The 15,053-nt window shown below is 61.7% G+C and carries 13 protein-coding genes; 9 read left to right on the top strand and 4 right to left on the bottom strand.

All coding sequences use genetic code 11. The features are described from left to right. Positions 1-181: 181 nt before the first annotated feature. From AC6I99_RS19070 to AC6I99_RS19055, 4 genes are all read left to right on the top strand, one after another. Positions 182-1,156, top strand: a complete 975-nt coding sequence (locus AC6I99_RS19070) for a DnaJ C-terminal domain-containing protein (protein ID WP_497944307.1) — start codon at positions 182-184, stop codon at positions 1,154-1,156. Between the two features lie 10 nt (positions 1,157-1,166). Continuing rightward, complete coding sequence (locus AC6I99_RS19065) at positions 1,167-1,586, top strand: heat shock protein transcriptional repressor HspR (RefSeq protein ID WP_224089172.1); 420 nt, start codon at positions 1,167-1,169, stop codon at positions 1,584-1,586. A 90-nt stretch (positions 1,587-1,676) separates the two neighbouring features. Then, a complete protein-coding gene (locus tag AC6I99_RS19060; protein ID WP_497961503.1) occupies positions 1,677-2,444 on the top strand; it encodes a carboxymuconolactone decarboxylase family protein in 768 nt (255 codons plus the stop codon). Positions 2,445-2,579: 135 nt separating this feature from the next. Then, positions 2,580-2,882 carry a DUF3040 domain-containing protein gene (locus AC6I99_RS19055; protein WP_497944309.1) on the top strand — a complete coding sequence of 101 codons (303 nt, stop codon included), beginning with the start codon at positions 2,580-2,582 and terminating at the stop codon, positions 2,880-2,882. Positions 2,883-2,950: 68 nt separating this feature from the next. Here the strand turns inward: AC6I99_RS19055 and AC6I99_RS19050 are convergent, their stop codons facing one another. Further along, positions 2,951-3,409 (bottom strand): hypothetical protein, encoded by a 459-nt coding sequence (locus AC6I99_RS19050; protein ID WP_497944310.1) that lies wholly within the window; start codon positions 3,407-3,409, stop codon positions 2,951-2,953. A gap of 86 nt (positions 3,410-3,495) precedes the next feature. Then, positions 3,496-4,116 carry a CG0192-related protein gene (locus AC6I99_RS19045; RefSeq protein ID WP_497944311.1) on the bottom strand — a complete coding sequence of 207 codons (621 nt, stop codon included), beginning with the start codon at positions 4,114-4,116 and terminating at the stop codon, positions 3,496-3,498. Positions 4,117-4,225: 109 nt separating this feature from the next. Here AC6I99_RS19045 and AC6I99_RS19040 point away from each other — a divergent pair, with 109 nt between their 5' ends. The 3 genes from AC6I99_RS19040 to AC6I99_RS19030 all read left to right on the top strand — a co-directional run bounded on the left by AC6I99_RS19040 (position 4,226) and on the right by AC6I99_RS19030 (position 6,854). Further along, the gene (locus AC6I99_RS19040) at positions 4,226-4,564 is read left to right on the top strand and encodes a hypothetical protein (protein ID WP_224089164.1); all 339 of its coding nucleotides are present in this window, start codon (positions 4,226-4,228) and stop codon (positions 4,562-4,564) included. A gap of 449 nt (positions 4,565-5,013) precedes the next feature. Further along, positions 5,014-5,679 carry a GntR family transcriptional regulator gene (locus AC6I99_RS19035; RefSeq protein ID WP_497944312.1) on the top strand — a complete coding sequence of 222 codons (666 nt, stop codon included), beginning with the start codon at positions 5,014-5,016 and terminating at the stop codon, positions 5,677-5,679. Beyond that, positions 5,676-6,854, top strand: a complete 1,179-nt coding sequence (locus AC6I99_RS19030) for an MFS transporter (protein WP_497944313.1) — start codon at positions 5,676-5,678, stop codon at positions 6,852-6,854. The genes AC6I99_RS19035 and AC6I99_RS19030 overlap by 4 nt, the downstream gene beginning before the upstream one ends. Positions 6,855-7,045: 191 nt before the next feature. Here the strand turns inward: AC6I99_RS19030 and AC6I99_RS19025 are convergent, their stop codons facing one another. Continuing rightward, complete coding sequence (locus AC6I99_RS19025) at positions 7,046-9,211, bottom strand: FG-GAP-like repeat-containing protein (RefSeq protein ID WP_497944314.1); 2,166 nt, start codon at positions 9,209-9,211, stop codon at positions 7,046-7,048. 70 nt (positions 9,212-9,281) lie between these two features. Then, positions 9,282-12,737: a DEAD/DEAH box helicase gene (locus tag AC6I99_RS19020; protein WP_497944315.1), complete on the bottom strand. Its 3,456-nt coding sequence runs from the start codon at positions 12,735-12,737 to the stop codon at positions 9,282-9,284. Positions 12,738-12,902: 165 nt separating this feature from the next. On the opposite strand from AC6I99_RS19020, the gene AC6I99_RS19015 reads away from it, so the two are divergent. Beyond that, positions 12,903-13,751 carry a DMP19 family protein gene (locus tag AC6I99_RS19015; protein WP_497944316.1) on the top strand — a complete coding sequence of 283 codons (849 nt, stop codon included), beginning with the start codon at positions 12,903-12,905 and terminating at the stop codon, positions 13,749-13,751. A gap of 297 nt (positions 13,752-14,048) precedes the next feature. After that, positions 14,049-14,999 carry a type IV toxin-antitoxin system AbiEi family antitoxin domain-containing protein gene (locus tag AC6I99_RS19010; protein WP_497944317.1) on the top strand — a complete coding sequence of 317 codons (951 nt, stop codon included), beginning with the start codon at positions 14,049-14,051 and terminating at the stop codon, positions 14,997-14,999. Positions 15,000-15,053: the final 54 nt, after the last annotated feature.

The raw sequence follows: 15,053 nt of genomic DNA, 5'->3' as shown, positions 1-15,053 counted from the left end.
CGAAGCGAGACAAGGGGCCCCGCCCCTACGCCGGGTGACTTGGGATCTTCGATCCAAAGCCACCCGGCTCCGGTAGGCCCGAAGCCACTCCCGGGCCCCTTGTCTCGCTCCGCTCCCGCTGTCGGGTCACCTAAGGTGGGTGGACGCAGGTGCTTGTTTATTGATTTGAAAGGAAACGCTCTTGGCCAGCCAGGACTGGGTTGAAAAGGATTTTTACGCGATCCTTGGTATCGCCAAGGACGCGTCCGACGCGGATATTAAGAAGGCTTACCGCAAGCTTGCGCGGCAGTATCACCCGGATACCAATTCCGGGAATGCTGCTGCGGAGAAGAAGTTTAAGGACATTTCCGAGGCTTATTCTGTCTTGTCGAGTCCTGAGGACAGGCAGCAGTATGACGCGATCCGTGCCATGGGTGGTGCCCGGTTCGCTCCCGGTGCGGGGGCCGGGCGTGGTGGTGCTGGTGCCAATGGTGGGTTCGAGGACCTGTTCGGTGGCTTGTTCGGTGGCGGCGCGCGTCAGCCCTCGGGTGCCGGTGGCATTCCTCCGGAGTTTGCTGACCTGTTTGGTGGCGGCTTTGGTGGTGGCCAGACCGGATTCCAGCGGGCACCGCAGAAGGGCTCGGACCGCACTGCGACGACGTCCATCTCCTTTGCTGGATCCATCAAGGGCACTACGGTAAGCCTGCGCGAAAGCAACGGCCACGTGATCGACGTCAAAATCCCCGCCGGCATCAAGGACGGGCAGAAAGTCCGCCAGCGCGGCAAGGGCAACGTTGGTCCCGCCGGCAACGGCGATCTCATCATCACGGTCAACGTGAAGCCACACGAGTTTTTCCAGCGCGACGGCGACAACATCCGCATCCACGTGCCTGTCACGTTCGCGGAAGCTGCGCTTGGCGCGACCATTGAGGTTCCAACGCTCGACGGCGACACCGTCAAGGTGCGTGTCCCGGCCGGAACACCGTCGGGTCGTACCCTCCGGGTCAAGGGCCGGGGCGTGAAAACGTCCAAGGCGACCGGAGACCTCCTGGTGACTATCGACGTCGCCGTCCCCAAGAACCTGAACAAGGAAGCGGAGGAGGCGGTGAAGGCATTTGCTGCCGCGACCACCGACGCCAACCCGCGTCACGACCTGGCCGCGAAGGCCCGGTTGTAAGGAGACGGTCATGGCAATCGACGTCAACCAGCCGATCTTTGTCATCTCCGTCGCCGCGGAGCTTGCCGACATGCATCCGCAGACGTTGCGCCAATACGACCGCCTGGGCATCGTCTCGCCCAGCCGCGCCCCCGGGAAGTCGCGCAGGTACTCCCAGAACGACGTCGAAAAGCTGCGGGAGGTCCAGCGCCTCTCGCAGTCCGGCGTCTCGCTCGAAGGCATCAAGCGCATTCTGGACCTGGAAAACCAAGTCGCTGCACTGCAGTACCGCGTGGCCGAGCTGACGGAGGAACTGACCCGACGCCGCAGCCCCTTGGACACCCGTATTTTCGCAGCGGGAGCAGCCGGCGACGTCGTCAGTCTGGCCCGCGGTCAACGTCCCCGTGCACGGTCGCAAGCCGTCGTGGTGTGGAGGCCGCGGCCTGAGTAGCAACGCCGCGGTTCGTGGCTGGACCCCGCGGTGGGGCATCCACAGGAGCCACGCATTGATGGGAGAGCTCCCACGAAAGAGAGGCCTACGATGGCACCCAGCGAAACGGCACGACGAAATCACGACGAACTGTTCCCAGGTCAGCTTCCGGCCCTGGCGGTTACAGACCCCGAGCTCGTGGAGATTTTCAACAACTTCGCATTCGACGAGGTTTTAAGCTACGGAACACTGGATACCAGGACGCGGCTCATGGTTCAGCTCGCCTCCCTTATCGCGTCACAAGGAATGCGGGAATACCGGACGTTGCTCGGCGCGGCCCTTACCGTTGGGGTAACTCCGGTGGAGGTGAAGGAACTTGTCTACCAAGCCGTCCCGTATGTCGGCATGGGCAAAGTTTCCGATTTCCTGCACGCCACCAATGAAATCCTCAAAGAATTCGGCGTGGAGCTTCCTGTTCCGGGCCAGTCCACCACGACGCCCAAGGACCGGGCGGAAAAAGGGCTGGCTATCCAGAAGGAGATCATAGGGGCAGAACGCATCGACGACATGCGCGCAGCTGCCTCAGCTGATGAAATGCACTTTCAGGAGTACCTCGCCGCGAACTGCTTCGGCGATTTTCTGACGCGCACCGGCATTGATGTTCCAAGGCGTGAACTCCTCACCTTGTCCATGCTCGTTTCCCTTGGCGGCTGCGAGCCACAGGTCAAGGGGCACATTCTGGCCAATCTGAACGTGGGTAACAGCCGCGGGTTGATGCTTGACGTCATCACGCAGTTGCTGCCGTACATCGGGTATCCACGTACGCTCAACGCCCTGCGCGTACTCAACGAGACCGTGCCGGCACCCAACGCCAGGTAGGGCTTCCTTATGCTGTGGATAGTGGCCGGAAAAGGACGATAATAATGTCATGGCACGGCAAGAAGTGCACGTGCTGGTGGTTGGCGTGTAGGCGCTGGAAAGCGTCCCATGCTCGTGTAGTGAGGGAAGATTCCGATGTCGTTGTCGGATGAAGAGCGCAGGAGTTTGGAAGAGCTTGAGCGGGATCTCGCTTCATCGGATCCTGACCTGGACCTTCAGCTGAAGTCGGGGCGGCCGCGCGGTGCGGTGGCGCGCTCAGTTTTTGGTGTCCTGGCAGTTTTGGCCGGTTTTGCAATGGTCATTGCCGGGATCATCACACAACTCGTCCTTGTGGGTGTGGTCGGGTTCCTGCTCGCTGGAACAGGCGCCTACTTACTGTTCAGCAGGATGGTCCTTAGGAGAAGGACTCGGCGACACGATGAGGGCAAGCCAGGCTAGCCCAGCACCGCTTCAACCCGGCACCGGGTCAGCCCGGCGCGGGCCAGCCCGTAGAAATCCGGCTGATTTCAGTACGTCTCCGGCGGCACGTCCGCAGACGTACCAGCGGGGTCATTGGACGTGGACGGGTTCGCCGTTTGCGTGGCCGGCTTGGCAGGGACCGGCTCGCCGGGAGGCACCATCATTCGCCACGCCAGCACCAGGCCCGCGCCGACGCCACCAACTGCCAAAGCAACCAACCACCCGGCACGAGGGGAACTCCGCTGACTGGTTCGACGACTCAAAGTTTGCGTCGCCCTTTTTACCGCTCTGGCTGCGGTGCGCCGAGCCCTCTTCGCGGCTTTACGGTTCCCGGTCAGCGTGAGCATTACGCCGTGCACCACCGACGGGACATCGGCGTGATTGATTCGGGATAACGCCCACCCCACTACTGCGTCGGCTTGCGACGACGTGCCCTCCGCTGCGTGCTTCACCCACTCGGCTGCGAGGTCCTGCACTGCCGGAATGATGTTTTGTGCTTTGTACATATGAACCCCTCACGGAGTAGATGGCCCCGTTGCCAGACTACGCCGCGGGCTGCAGGACCAAAAGGTGCCTGAACGCAGCGCTCTTTTCAGGCCGGGATTATGGCTGCCAGCTCCACGGGGTTCTCCAGTCCGGCCCACTTGCCGCTGAGGGTCAACTCGTTGTGGAGCTCAGCCGCGACATCCACCACCCTGGCAACCTTCAAGCGAAGCTCACCTGCGTCAATGATGGTCACGCCACTGCCCGACACGGGGGCCGAGGCACTCAAGGCGGGGACACCGGCGTCGAGCGTTCCGCTTCCCTTCACGTTGACGGAGCTGGGCCGGGGCTCAGGCTCGCCGTCGACGATCAGCGCGGCCTCTTCCTGGCCCGTGAGGATAGCCGTGGCCAGGGCTTTGACGTAAACGGGATCTGCGCAGGCGTCATAGACCCACCGCTTGCCGAGGACGGAGTGGTCCATGGTGCCGATGAGCCATTCCTGGGCGCCGGCCAGTTCGTAGCCCCTGTAGCTCAGGGGTACCTGGTAGATGCGCTCGCCGGCGGCGACCACATGCGTCTCGAGCCCTACCTCGCCGGCGGGGTCGTCAAAACGGTAGGCCCCAATGAGCTCCGGGGCCCCTTCCTGGATGAACCAGGGCTGCGTCGGCAGGTATCCAGCGATGAGTTCGAGCTTGGACGGGGACAGGGTTGCCTTGTGAATGATCGCCATGTTCTCCAGCCTAGGCCAGGGAGGCGTGCTGTTCGGTACGGGTCCCAATGCGCGGCCTCGCCCCTCCACTGTTTACAATCGAAGGGACGCGCCGTCTATTGAGGGAATCATGAAGAAACTCACCACTGTCCTGATCGCTGCCGGGCTGCTTGCCACGGCATCAGCCTGCTCCTCGCCGCAGCTGACCACCGCAGAAACGTGTGACCGGGTGGGTGTCGCCGTTGCCAGCCTCCCGAGCAACGCCAGCAAGACCGCGACCATTCGAGTCGCAAACGCCATCCGCCCCATTGAACCCGTTGCCTCCAACGAAATGAAGCCCGTGGTCACGGCCATCCTTGAATACTCGGATGAGCTCGTGAAGGAATCCCCGGACGAGAAGAAGATGGGCGAGCTCTCCGCCGCCTACCAGGAAGCCGGCACCAAGTACGGCGAACTCTGCCGCGGCTAATGATGTCCGCTGCCTAACGGCGAATGAACGCGAAGGAGGGGACCAGCTGAGCTGGTCCCCTTCTTGCGTCTGGAACCGGAAAAGACGTTGGGATGTGCGACAGAAACCGATTCGGGTCAGGCAACCCTGGATGCTCTCTCACATCACCGCCCTTAATCCTGGATCTTCTCTCACATCACCGCCCAGAATCCGGGATGCTCTCTCACATGATTGAAGAGAAGCCCCGGACGGCGTCGGCTGTGTGCCCAGGTAAGGCCCGACGTCGAAACTCACTTTGAGCGCCCGGCTTCACCCTTGGCGGACCAGCGAATCAGCGGATTACGCAACGCGGGGTCACTTACGGCCGGTTATCGCCGAGAACATGGGCCGTAAGTGACCCCGCGTTGCTTTGGCTGCGCGTGCAATGTATAGATGTATACAAGTACACATATCCAAGCCAAGGAAGCCGCATGGCCCATCAACAACCACGGAACACCGGGGCACACCTGGTCTACAACGAGCTCAAACGCCGGATCCTCAGCTTGGAGCTCAAGCCAGGTGAGCGCGTTTACGAGCCGGCCATGGCTACTGCGCTGCAAGTCAGCCGAACCCCGCTGAGGGAAGCTATCCGGCGCTTGATTTCGGAGAGCCTCCTGGAGCAACAGGCAACCGGGGGAGTGGTGGTTCCAGCGCTGGATGAGACGGTGATTGCCGAACTGTACGACGTTCGGGCAGCACTGGAATCATTGATGGCACGGGAAGCGTGTGCCAAGGCAACTGCTGAAGATATCGAAAAGCTGCAGGGCATCCTTGAGCGAAATGCGGCCATGGTGGGATTCGCCGATGAAGCCATGAAATACGGCGTGACATTGCACGCCACCATCGCTGGGATCGCCGGAAATTCGTGGGCACAACGCTTCCATGACCAGATCTCCAGCCAGGTTGAGCGATACCGGCATTTCACCAACAATTCCGGTGAGCGCCGGGAACAGGCCCTTGCCGACCACCGCGTACTGGTGGAAGCCATAGCCTCAAAGAAGCCAGACAAGGCAGCGAAGATCGCGTTCGACCACGTTATCGCCGCCCGTGACGAGACGTTGCGTGCCATTTCAGGCGCGGGCCTTGTGGTCGAATGATTGGCGAACTCGGGCGACGCTCGTCCCTTGCACTTCTGATCCACTCCGCACTCATCCAGGCAGTCACGTTCCTGGTGCGGCCAGCCACCAGCTACCGGGCACTGGAACTCGATGTCCCCGGGTTTGCACTCGGTCTTCTCGCTGCCAGTTATGCAGTCTTCCCGCTACTCCTCGCGCTGCCGATCGGCGGACTGGTGGACCGCCTCGGTGAGCGTCGCCTCATGGCGATCGGCTCCGCCGTCGTGCTGGGTTGTTCCGCTTTTCTGCTGTTGTTCGGAACGTCGGTTCCTGCGTTGGTGGCCGGAACTGCGCTTCTTGGCGCCGGCCAGTTGGCTTGCGTGGTGGGGCAGCAGGCGGTGGTTGCGAACAATGCCAACTCCACCCGGCTCGATTCAGCCTTCGGGTACCTGACGTTCGCCGCGTCGCTGGGCCAGGCACTTGGGCCGTTGGCGATTTCCTTGGTGGGCGGCGCCTCTGTCCGCCCGGATACGAACGCGATCTTCCTTCTCGCGACGGCGATGAGCCTGGTGCTGTTCCTCGCGACGTTCGTTGTGTCGTCCCGCGTCAGTGGCCGGAGGGACAAGGCCAAAACAGCGGACAGCCCCAAAGGCGGTGCCATCTCCTTGTTGAGAACGCCGGGCGTGGTCCGGGCATTGGCAACGAGCGCAACCGTCCTGGCAGTGGTGGATCTTACGGTGGTCTACCTGCCTGCGCTTGGCGCCGAACGGGGTCTGACCGCGGCCACAGTCGGTCTCATGCTGACTGTTCGCGCGGGGTTCTCGATGGTCTCCCGGATTGGGCTTGGCAGCATGTCCCGGAAGTTGGGGCGGATGAGGTTGCTGGTCCTGAGCCTTGCGGTTTCCACGGTCTCGCTGGCAGTAGCTGCCATTCCGATGCCGATGTGGTTGCTGTTCGTCGTCATGGCTTTCCTGGGCCTCGGGCTGGGAATCGGACAGCCGCTGACCATGTCCTGGTTGTCGGCCCAAGCGCCTCAAGGCCAACGCGGACGTGCGCTGGCCTTGAGGCTTGCCGGGAACAGGGTGGGGCAAGTTGTCCTGCCGAGCGCCATCGGTGTTGTGGCGGTAGGACTCGGTGCTGCGGGTGTTTTCCTGGCGTCCGCTGTGGCCGTGGGCGGAACGATGCTGTTGCTGCGCGGGGTGCGGCTGGACGACTGACTTTGTTTTGAGCGGCCGCCTCTGGCTCCATCCGTCACGTTTTGTGGGTCACGTTCACTGATAGCTATACGGATCTGAGGGACCAGTTGCCGGAGAGGCAAAGAAGCGCGTTCAAAATGATGGATCCGGACTCAGTATCGGAGCGCGAGGGTGTACGGCGGCCTCCCCGCGGAAGGCCGCCGTCGATAGTCCTAGAGAATAGCCGTCATGACGCCCCATCCCCAACCAACAGCGAAGCGCGGCATCCAGCCACCCTTGCCGTCGCCGGGGTAGTGCCAGAGGACGCCTTCAGCATCGCGGGCCAGGAGGTCGGCTGTGCCGTCCGGTAGGAAGTTGCTGTTGAAGTCGCCGGGACCAACGACGGCGGTCATGGAGTTCCAGCCCGAACCCACCTGGACGCGGGGGAGCCAGCCGCTTGTGCCGTTGCCGGGGTAGAGCCACAACGTGCCCCCGGTATCGATGGCAAAGACATCGTGCTTGCCGTCTCCATTGAAGTCTCCGGGGCCCACGATCTTGTCCATCGCATTCCAGCCTGAGCCGACCGCGACCCGAGGGAGCCACCCGGCAGCACCGTTACCCGGATACAGCCACAATGTCCCTGAAGAGTCCCTGGCTAAGACATCGTGCTTGCCGTCGCCGTTGAAGTCGCCAGGGCCCACGATTGAGGTCATGACATTCCAACCGGCACCGACCTGGATCCGGGGGTACCATTCGCCGTACCCGTTGCTTGGGTAAAGCCACAGGACTCCGGCTGCGTCACGTGCAAGGACGTCCGGCTTGGCGTCACCGTTGAGGTCGCCTGGAGCCACGAGCGATGTCATGGCGTTCCAGCCGGAACCAACTTGAACACGGGGCAGGAAGTGACCGCCTGTGTCGCCCGCGTATAGCCATAGGGTGCCTGCCGAGTCCCGGGCCAGGGTGTCGGCTTTGCCATCGGAGGTGAAATCGTTCTTGGCAGCGTTGACCGTGATCGCGAACCACTTGCTGAAGGCTGAGGGGCTGACACCATTGGACGCAGCCACCTGGACTTTGTAGGTCCCCGCCTTGGTTGCGATGCCGGAAAGAACGCCGGTCTGCTTGTCCAGGGTCAGCCCTGGAGGCAAAGTGCCCGCGTAGACAGAGAATTTAGGTGCTGGCGAGCCCTTCGCTTGGAAGGTGTATTTGTAGGCCGAGCCTACCGTTGCCGCTACGGGCGGCTGGCTTGCCGTAAATGCTGGAGGAGCGTCAGCGCCGTCGATGACTGAAAGTGCGCCGCCCGTCTGGTTTGCGACGTAGGTTTTATTTGTTACCTCGTTGACGGCCGCCACTTGAGGCCAGTTGCCCACCTGGATGATTTCAAAGACGCCAGTGCTGGCGCGAAGTACGATCAGTTTGCCGCGGTTTGGAATGACACCGTAGACCTTGTTGGTGGTTTCGTTGACAACCAGGCTGACGGGGGAGTCCAGGAAGTCGCCGTATTCGAATTTCCTGACTTTGTTCGTTGCTCCGTCCAATTCGGACAGGTAATAGGCGCCCGTTGAAACGTAAACCTTGTTTGTCTTCTCGTTTACTGCAAGGGCGCCGGTGTAGTCGTAGAACGGGATGCTTGTTGTGGCGTTGGTTGCACCGTCAATCACAGTTACCCCGGGTATTGACGTTTCAGTGACACTTTCAGCTGTGACGTAGGCCTTGTTGGACTTTTTGTTGACGGCGACCTGTATAGGTCTTTCTCCCACCGCGATTTTGGTGGAGCTCTTGGTGGTCGCGTTCACAGCGAACACTGCATTCTCATACCATCCAATTGCGTAGACCGTGTTCGTTGCCGAGTTCACGGCCATCCTCGATGCATAGCCATCGAGGGGGACCGTAACGGCTACCTTTGTATCGCCGTCGATGATTAACATACCGGTTTGGTTGACCGCAAAGATCTGATTGGTTGTCTCATTGACGGCGAGTTCTCCTCCGACCGGGCCGGAGTGGACAACTGACACAGCCTTGCTGGCGCCGTCAATGGCTACGATGGTTCCATCCACCGAGGCGTAGACCGTGTTGGTCACCGAGTTGACGGCCAAACCCGACGCCCGTCCCGCCAACTGGATGGAACTCGCAGCGTTCGTCGCCCCATCCACTGCCGTTAGGAAGGGGCTGCCATGGTTGGCAACATAAATCCTATTCGTCACCGGATTCACGACAGTTTCCGTCGGAGCGCTGCCTGTCACGATGTCTGCGACGCGCACGTCCGCCTGCGCTGGCGAGGCCATTCCGAACAGAGCGGCGGCCGTCAGGCTCACGGCAAGCAGCGTAGCGGAAAGAGTCCGCAGGAGTCCCTTTGAACGGGCCCTCAAATGTTCTTGCGTCGAAAACAGCAGAGTGGTCACTGCAGCTCCCCCTATTGATGTGCCAGCGACCACATTCTTGGGCCGGGGAGAGTCTACAGCCAAGCAGCGACTATTCCGCGAACAGCGCCGCCAGGTCCTCCGCCGTCAACGAGCCACCAGCCAGGGCGTCGCCTTCCATCACATCCGCGAACAGCTGCGACTTCTTGGCCTTCAGCGCCATGACCTTTTCTTCGATGGTGTCCTTCGCAACCAACCGGTAGACCATGACGTTGCGGGCCTGCCCGATGCGGTGCGTACGGTCCACAGCCTGTGCCTCGGACGCCGGGTTCCACCACGGATCCAGCAGGAACACGTAATCAGCCTCAGTGAGGTTGAGCCCGAAGCCACCGGCTTTCAGCGAAATCAGGAACACCGGAGCGGCCCCGTTCTTGAACTCGCTGACCACATCGCCACGGTTCCGGGTGCTGCCATCGAGGTAGCAATACTCCACGCCCTCGGCATCCAAACGCTCCCGAACCTTGCCCAGGAAGCCCGTGAACTGGCTGAAAATCAGGGCGCGGTGGCCCTCGGAGATCAAATCCTCCAACTGTTCGAACAGCACATCCAGCTTGGACGACCGCACCCCTGACAACGACGAATCCACCAACGACGCATCCAAGCTCAGCTGACGCAGCAACGTCAAGGACTGGAAGATCGTGAAACGGTTCTTGTTGACGTCGTCGATCAGTCCAAGGATCTTCTGCCGCTCGCGCTGGAGGTGCGTCTGGTAAACCTTCTGGTGCCGCGGGTTCAGCACGACCTCAAGGACCTGCTCCTGCTTCGGCGGCAGATCCTTGATGACCTGTTCTTTGGTGCGGCGCATCATCAGTGGACGGACACGACGCCGGAGCTTGGCCAACTGCGCCGAGTCACCGTTCTTCTCCACCGGCTTCTGGTAGTTTTCCGCGAACCGCTTGGGACTCGGGAACAGGCCAGGCGCCACGATCGACGTCAGTGCCCAGAACTCCATGAGGTTGTTCTCCAGCGGCGTGCCTGTGATGGCCAGTTTGAACCGGGCCGGAAGCTTCCGCGCGCACTGGTAGGCCTTGGATTGGTGGTTCTTTACGAACTGCGCCTCGTCCAGCATGAGCCCCGCCCACTGGAACGATGCGTAGGCATCGTAATCAATGCGGAACAGCGCATAGGACGTAATAACGACGTCGGCACCCGCCAGCGCGTCGACAGGTGACAGCCCGCTCTTGGCGAAAGTTTCACCGACGGTCCGCACAATGAGTCCGGGAGCGAACCGTTGCGCTTCGGCGGCCCAGTTGCTCACCACGCTGGTTGGGGCCACCACCAGGAACGGAGCGCGGGGCGGGCTGTCGGCCACACCGACGTCAGCGGAATCAACAGCAGCAGCCAGCTCCTTGGCCGCACAGATCAGCGCGATCGCCTGCACGGTCTTGCCCAAGCCCATGTCATCGGCCAACACGCCGCCGAGGCTGTGCTTGAAGAGGAAGCTGAGCCAGTTGAAACCTTCAAGCTGATACGGACGCAGCTCGGCGTTAAGGCCTGCCGGCAGCGGCAGCCCGGTCACGCCGTCGTCGAGCAATCCGCCAACAGCTTCGCGCCAAGCTGCGGCCTGTTCGTCAACGATGCCGAGTTGCGCGAGTTCATCCCAGAGCCCGGCCTGGAATCGGCTGATCTGCAGGGTGCCGTCTTTGTTGTCCGGGTTGTCCTGAAGGGAGCGGGCTTCGTCGATCAACGCTCGGAGCTGGTGCAGCTCAGGCAGGTCGAGGGAGAAATAGGCGCCGCTGGGGAGCAGCATGCGGCTCATCCCGGCAGCGAGGGCGGAGAACACGGCGGCGAACGAGACCGGTTCGCCTTCGAGGGTGATGACGATGCCGAGATCGAACCAGTCGCCGCTCGCTGTTTCCTTCGTGGAGATGGAGACAACGGGAGCTTCGGCGGCTTCGCGGTAATCAGCGATGTCACCGGAGGTCTCTACGACGACGTCGGGCAGGTCCTTGAGCGCCGGCAGGATCTCCTCGGTGAAAGCCAGCGTGTCCAGGCCGGAAAGCTCAGCCGAGGCCGCGAGCCGCGGAGCGCCCCAGCCGCCGGTAGCCGATTCCGCCAACGCCGGAACCACGTCCCACGGCCGACCGATCGAATCCAGGATGCGGGCTTCCTTAAGGTCATCCCGGTAGCCACGGTCATCCGGGTGCCGCCACAAGGGCTGCGCGGTGACCAACGTGCCGGACTTGTAATGCCATTCCCAGTGCAGCCGGACTTTGTGGTCGGTGCCGTAGTTGGCGAGCAGGGAAAGCGTGGGGACCGCCAGGGTTGGCAGTTCCACCGATTCATCCGCTGCCTTGACGGGCGTCGACTGCCGCAGCTTCGGGTAGAACGAGGTCAGGAACCGGCTCTCATCTTCGGCCGGAATCAGAAGGGTCTCGCCCTCGGTGACAAACTCGAGCAGTTCGTCGCTGATACCGCCCTCAATCGGGGCGAGCGTGATCAGGTTGTTCTGCTGCGGCACCCCGGGCAAGGCTTCGGCGCCGGAATGCGTGAAGAAAATCCCATACGCGGGCTTGCCGAGGAAGCCCACAGTCCCGGCATCAATCTGCTCACCGCCTACCGTCACCGACGGCGCAAGCTGCAGGCCGCCGTCGGGCGTTTGCTTCCCGTCTTTGCCGCCCAACGCTTCAAGGCGCGCCAAACTGAGTCCGACGACGGCGGGTTGGGTCTCGACGTGGACAGGCTCGCTACCAGCCGCGTGAATCAGCGGAATGCCGGCTTTAGTTGCATCGGCGAGAAGGGTCCAAAGGTTCTTGGCGGCGAAATCATTCAGGCTCAACCACATGGCGCCCGACGGTTGCTGGCGACCATTGCTGGAACCATGGGCAGCGAGGAAAGTCTGAAGCCACTCGACGTGTGCCTCATTGAATTCGCGGCGGAAACTGATGTAGCTCAGGTTGTTCCAGGAGACGTCGCCGCGGATCCATTTTCCCTTGGCACCCATCATCACGGGCCGGGCCTTGAGCTGCCGGACACTGCGCATGGGATCGCGGCGGCCTGTGTAGGAGAAGTGGGCGGCCGGTTCCTCAACCTCGAACTGCAGGGCGAGCGGAATGCCGGCAGTGCTCGGCGCGGTGCCCGGCTTCGCGATCAGCCTGTTGAGGGCTTGCTCCCAAGCCGGCCGCCCGGCACCGCCCTGCTCGGAGGAACCAAGGCGCGAGGTCTGGATCCCGGGTGCCTGGGACAGGAGCTGGGCACGGATAGTGGGGTGGTCTTCAGCCGTGAAAAGCAGGGCAGCCACATGTTTGCAGTCCTTGCGGACAGGGCAGCTGCAAATACCTACGGTGCAGCTCCAGCCGCTGGGCTTGCGAACCAGCTTGGCCGACGTCGAATATGGTTGCGGACCGGTGCCGCGGACCTTGCCCAGCAGGAGGCCGGTGGCCGAATCGAAAGAAATTCCGCTCACGCGGCTGCCCATGGCATAGGCCAATCCGGCCGCCAGGGAGCGGTCGTTAATGGCAGGAGTCTGAATGGCCAGTTCCCAGGTTTCGTCTGTGTGGGACGGCATGCGTCGGGCTACTTTCGGCAGGAGGTTATCTGCTCAATCTTAGTCAGCAGAAAACGGCTCCCAAACTTCGCCCTCCGTTAACCTCAACCTCGATTGCCGAACCGCTCCCATGCGTACGTTGAAAGGGTCCGGAGCACCAACAGCTTTCAGCAGTGAGGATTTCCCATGACTACCAACGAGTACCCCGTCGTCCTGAACAAGGCCAGCTTCGAAGCAGGCAATGCAGACGTAGTGGATTCCAACGTCAACGTCGTGAACCAGATGTATGCGGAGCTCCTCAACAGCGACGAAATCGCGTCCCCCGCGCTCAACAGCTACTTTGTTGATTTCTACCTGACACAGGCGTTGGCCGGTGGATTCGCCCAGTACGTGTTCACCGCCCCGGAGCGTGACGAGTTGGACGCCTACGTGCGTGCCGGTTTGGAAGGCATGGGTGCCACCCGGCACCTGGACCTGTTCAACCGCACCGCTGCAGCCTTTGATGCGTTGAGTGAGGACGACGCCGAGGCCTACCTCGACGGCGAGCTGGACGATTCCGAAGCGCCCCTCGAGGCCGTCGTTGTCCTGGATGAGCTCGACGGCGAGTTCGAAGCCTTGCTGGAGGAAGAGGACATCATCGACCTCAACGCCGCTTACCTTCGGAACCAGCCCGGGCTGCTGGTTCTGTCTGACGAGGAGTTGGAAGCACACATTGCCAAGCGCGTTGCCCTGATTCCGGACCTTGCCGAGCGCCAAGCCGAAGCTGACGAAGAAGCCCTCGCCAACGCACCCGAGTTTGAGGTCATCATCCGGGAACTGTGCGACGTGGCCGGCTACGCGCTGCAGAAGATCACCATGGGAGACCCCAACTACGAGCACGACGGCGTGAAGACCCTCGCCTGGCACTTCTCCACCGACCACGGCGACTACATCATGGTGGAGGACGATGAGGAAGCCTTCATGATCCACCCTGAGACCAAGGAAATCATCGCGGCGGTGGAGTTCGAAGAGTCCGACGAGCTCGCGGAAGCGTAGGCCGCAGCGTTGCAGGCTTCACCCCCGCAGGGCTGAGTTCGCGGGAAAGACCGCCGAGATCGCCGGAACGCTCCGCAATCGCCGTAGCGTTCCGGCGATCCCGCGCTTTTCGGGCGATTTGGCTGTCACCCCTGCGGTGATCGTAGGCCTGGCGTCTCCTCACTTCGCTGGAAACGTGCGCGTTCGTGGGCAAACTTCCGGCGTATCCGCATCGTTCCCGGAGCCTCGGCACTCGGATGTCCACATAGCGTCGCGCACCCCTTTAAGGACTGGATGCTTCGTCGGCATGCTAAGGCCATGGATCCAACATCATCGCCTGAAAGCACCGCCCCGTTAGTCCACCTGCTTCCTGTGCGCGGGTACATGTGGAGAACCGACGAGTTACTCCGCTTCGGCCTAAACAGTCGAAAGGTCAAGGCCCTGGTGGACTCCGGTGAGCTGCACCGCTTGAGGTACGGCTGCTACATCAGGGGCAGCAAGTGGAATGCACTGGGTCCGAGGAGACAGGCCAAGGAGCGGATCCTGGCACATGCGCACGGGACGCTGACAACGTCAACAGGCGGTTTCGTCTACAGCCATTTGTCGGCGGCACGACTCCACGGCCTGTTTGTGTGGGGCGTGGATGACAAGGTTCATGTTCTGCACACGACCAGGCCTTCCTCCGACAGATGGGGCAAGGACGTTCGGGGACACACAGAAAGCTTCACTGAGGACGACGTCGTGCAGGTTCAGGGTTTGCGGGCGACCACACTCGAACGCACCATCTTTGACAGTGCAAGGATGCTTAGCTATCCCAAAGCACTGGTGATTATGGATCATGGACTACGCGTCGGCGCTGATAGAAGCAGGCTGACCTCCTTGGCCACGGTCTCCTCCGGGAAGCGGGGTATCCGCACGCTGCGCAAAGCTTTGGACAACGCAGACCCCCGCTCCGAGTCTGCTGGCGAGACGCTTACCCGTGAGTTAATGCAAAGGCTCAGCATCAGGCCCCCACAGCCACAATTCGAGGTGCAGTCCCGATTGGGTCGCCATCGCATGGATTTCGCTTGGGAAGAGCAAAAACTGGCTCTGGAGTTTGACGGTCGCACTAAATACTTCGACTTCAATCCGACAGAGGAGGTCATCTTTCAAGAACGACGGCGGGAAAAGGCACTCGTCGAGGAGGGATGGCGGTTTATCCGGATCGAGTGGAAGGACCTGTTTCAAGAGCGCGCCTTCAAGGAACGCATCCTTCGGGCACTCAGGTGATGCGGCCTGAGCGCGAGTGCGTGGGAACCCTGCCTGTACGCACGTAACCCTTCG

The organism is Arthrobacter sp. TmtSoilC77 (assembly GCF_059739415.1).
Note: the sequence above shows the minus strand (reverse complement) of the source record. Positions and strands in the feature narration are given on the sequence as shown.

Bases quoted from the DNA above. Each gene is read 5' to 3' on its own strand.
- AC6I99_RS19010 (WP_497944317.1), top strand. From the start codon at position 14,049: ATGGATCCAACATCATCGCCTGAAAGCACCGCCCCGTTAGTCCACCTG.
- AC6I99_RS19040 (WP_224089164.1), top strand. From the start codon at position 4,226: ATGAAGAAACTCACCACTGTCCTGATCGCTGCCGGGCTGCTTGCCACG.
- AC6I99_RS19045 (WP_497944311.1), bottom strand. From the start codon at position 4,116: ATGGCGATCATTCACAAGGCAACCCTGTCCCCGTCCAAGCTCGAACTC.
- AC6I99_RS19020 (WP_497944315.1), bottom strand. From the start codon at position 12,737: ATGCCGTCCCACACAGACGAAACCTGGGAACTGGCCATTCAGACTCCT.
- AC6I99_RS19050 (WP_497944310.1), bottom strand. From the start codon at position 3,409: ATGTACAAAGCACAAAACATCATTCCGGCAGTGCAGGACCTCGCAGCC.
- AC6I99_RS19015 (WP_497944316.1), top strand. From the start codon at position 12,903: ATGACTACCAACGAGTACCCCGTCGTCCTGAACAAGGCCAGCTTCGAA.
- AC6I99_RS19055 (WP_497944309.1), top strand. From the start codon at position 2,580: ATGTCGTTGTCGGATGAAGAGCGCAGGAGTTTGGAAGAGCTTGAGCGG.
- AC6I99_RS19035 (WP_497944312.1), top strand. From the start codon at position 5,014: ATGGCCCATCAACAACCACGGAACACCGGGGCACACCTGGTCTACAAC.
- AC6I99_RS19065 (WP_224089172.1), top strand. From the start codon at position 1,167: ATGGCAATCGACGTCAACCAGCCGATCTTTGTCATCTCCGTCGCCGCG.
- AC6I99_RS19030 (WP_497944313.1), top strand. From the start codon at position 5,676: ATGATTGGCGAACTCGGGCGACGCTCGTCCCTTGCACTTCTGATCCAC.
- AC6I99_RS19060 (WP_497961503.1), top strand. From the start codon at position 1,677: ATGGCACCCAGCGAAACGGCACGACGAAATCACGACGAACTGTTCCCA.